Origin of the sequence: Hymenobacter sp. (genome assembly GCF_035709525.1) — a bacterium.
Taxonomy (GTDB): domain Bacteria; phylum Bacteroidota; class Bacteroidia; order Cytophagales; family Hymenobacteraceae; genus Hymenobacter.
In genome coordinates this window covers 1-2616 of the sequence record NZ_DASTEP010000141.1, presented here as the reverse complement: position 1 = coordinate 2616, position 2616 = coordinate 1, and the positions used below count along the sequence as shown (strand labels likewise).

At 64.0% G+C, this 2616-nt stretch carries 4 protein-coding genes; all 4 read left to right on the top strand.

Annotation, left to right across the window (positions count from 1 at the left end):
* The first annotated feature begins 183 nt into the window (after window positions 1-183).
* The 4 genes from VFO93_RS12445 (at window position 184) to VFO93_RS12430 (ending at window position 2396) form a co-directional block, all read left to right on the top strand.
* Complete coding sequence (locus VFO93_RS12445; RefSeq protein WP_325134698.1) at window positions 184-681, top strand: RNA polymerase sigma factor; 498 nt, start codon at window positions 184-186, stop codon at window positions 679-681.
* Window positions 656-790 (top strand): hypothetical protein, encoded by a 135-nt coding sequence (locus VFO93_RS12440; protein ID WP_325134697.1) that lies wholly within the window; start codon window positions 656-658, stop codon window positions 788-790. The genes VFO93_RS12445 and VFO93_RS12440 overlap by 26 nt, the downstream gene beginning before the upstream one ends.
* 578 nt (window positions 791-1368) lie before the next feature.
* The gene (locus VFO93_RS12435) at window positions 1369-1740 is read left to right on the top strand and encodes a DUF5777 family beta-barrel protein (protein WP_325134696.1); all 372 of its coding nucleotides are present in this window, start codon (window positions 1369-1371) and stop codon (window positions 1738-1740) included.
* Window positions 1741-1889: 149 nt separating this feature from the next.
* Window positions 1890-2396: a cupredoxin domain-containing protein gene (locus VFO93_RS12430; protein WP_325134695.1), complete on the top strand. Its 507-nt coding sequence runs from the start codon at window positions 1890-1892 to the stop codon at window positions 2394-2396.
* Window positions 2397-2616: the final 220 nt, after the last annotated feature.

Here is a 2616-nt window from a genome sequence, read left to right as displayed (position 1 = left end):
TGGCGCAGTAACCAATACGAAAGGGATTACTGCGCCACGCGAGAGGCTTCGCTGCGCTTTGCATGACTAATGCTGTCTAGGTATTATTAAAGGCCTCCCAAGAATTTCACAATATTTTCTTGAAACCAGGGAACATTTTTGACGATGCCTGCGAGTTCGCCGGTACCTCCCTTCTTTCTGCCCGTGTCCGCGCCTCCTGCCTCCCCCGAAGTGCTTCAGGCGTTGCTTGCCGGCTGCCGGCGGGGCGACCGTGCCATGCAGCAGCGGCTGTATGGGCTCTACTACAGCTACGCGCTGGGCATTTGCCTGCGCTATACCCGCCAGCGCAATGAGGCGGAGGAAGTGGTGAATGACGGATTCTTGAAGACCTTCCGCGACCTCGGCCGCTTCGACGCCGAGCGCTACGAGCTCAGTAGCTCGTTTCGGGGCTGGCTCAGGAAAATCATGATTCGCACGGCCATCGATTACTTCCGCGCCCACGAAAAGCACCACCGGCAAGACGACCTCGCCGACCTGCTGCACGAGCCTACCGATGCGGGATGGCACACGCGCGAAGAAATAGCGCAGCACCTGGGCATCACCGCCGACACTTCCAAATCTAACCTGTCGAAAGCACGGGCTCACCTCCGGCTTCATCTAAAAAAAACTAATCCCCATGCCTACGCCGTTTACGCCGGATGAGGAATTCGGCGCCCTGTTTCGCCGGGGCCTCGCGCACCACCCCGAGCAGCCGGAAAACCCGGCCGCGTGGCACCGCATGGACCTGCTGCTCGATGCCGACCTGCGCTAGCAGGCCCTGCACCGCCAGGTGCTGCGGCTGCTCGGGGCCGATACGCCAGAAGTCGCCTCGCCCACCCGGCTGGCACCTACTACCCGGCGGCCGCACAGCCCGCCGGCGAATTTGGCGCGCAGCCAGCCACGCCCGCTAAAACGCTGCCTGCCAACGCTGTCGCAAGCCGATATTCCGAATCGACTACCCAACTACCAGCCGCCAACACTGCCAAGCATCACCGGCGCCCCGGCCGTTTCAGGCCCGCGAAAGTCGCGGCATTTTCTTCGGCTACCAGCCCACTTGCCAAACGCAAAAACCACCAAGAAACCAACGACGCCCTGGTAGCTACAGCTGCCGCAACGCGGCGCGGCCGTGCCTCGGCACCCGCTGCGCCACGCTGCCCGGCTAAGCGGCTGGCGCTATCGCTCCGGCAAAACCAGAAAAACCCGCCGGTGACAGCGGTTACTCTTGCGGCGGCAGGCGCAGCTGCCGAGGCGGGCCAGCGCCCAATTTCCACCATTGGCGCGCGCGCCAATGGCCCGCCACGCAAAGCCCTGGCAGCTTGGCGGCCATTGCGCCCCGCGCGGAGCGCCAGATTGGCGCAGCCGATGCTGTCGGTGCAGCTGATGCCCACGCTGGTGCATCGCAACTACGTGGCGCCCCCCGCCGAGCAAAACGACGTGTACGCGCTGGGCGGCGCGCTGCGCCAGAAACTTACCAAGCGCACGGCCCTCACCGCCGATTACTACTACCTGTTTCCGGGCAACACGGCCGCCAACTTCCGCAACGCGCTGGGGCTGGGCGTGGACATCGAGACGGGCGGGCACGTGTTTCAGCTGCACGTGACGAACTCGCTGGGCATGACGGAGAAGTTTTTCGTGCCCGAAACCACGGGCCGGTTTTTTGCCGGCGACCTGTATTTCGGCTTCGCGGTGGCCCGGAATTTTACGGTGGGCGGCGGGCGCTAGGCAGCAGCCGGCACTGGGTCAGGAAATTATTGCATTTATTTCAGCCAAGCGGGCAACCGTTTGGGGTAAGTGGCCGAGTAGCAGCCCGAAGGCGCCTCGTAACCATTCATCTAGTTGCATTTCTTTCACCCCCAACTCACTGTTCTGCCATGAAGGCAACGCTACTCTTTTTATTGGCCCTGCTGCTGGGCTTTTCGGCCTCGGCCGCCAATATCACCATTATGGTGGGCGATAACTACTACCCGCCCCAGACCGTGACCATCCGGCCCGGTGATGCGGTAACCTGGCAGTACCAAAGCGGCAGTGGCGGCACGCACCCCACGGCCTCCGACAACGGAGCCTGGTCGCTGTTCGTCATCAGCCCGGGCAGCACCAGCAAGTCGCTTACCTTTTCGACGGTGGGCACCTATCCCTACCACTGCACCGCCCACGGGGCGGCGGGCGCGGGCATGTACGGCGTGATTACGGCGGCAGCCCTGCCCACCACGGCCCCGCAAGAAACCGCCGCCTTCCAGGCCTACCCCAACCCCGCCACCGCAACCGTGACGCTGAAGCTCGACCGCACCCTGGTGCGCGAGGCGGCTACGGTGCAGCTCCTCAACCCGCTGGGCAGTGTGGCCCGCACCCTGGCCGTGAGCCCGGCCAGCGGCCCCTAGCTGCTGGTGAGCGTGGCCGACCTGCCGGCCGGCCTCTACGTGTATCGCCTGCTGGCCAACGGCGCGGTGGTAGCCACCCGCCGCCTGACGGTGCAGCACTAGGCACCTGACCTATAGCCACTGACCAGCCCACGCTGCCGAGCAGCCGCGAAGCGGCGGCATGTTGGTAGGAACAGTTATTTAGTAGCTTGACAGAGCCGCAAAGCGGCGGCACCTCTTA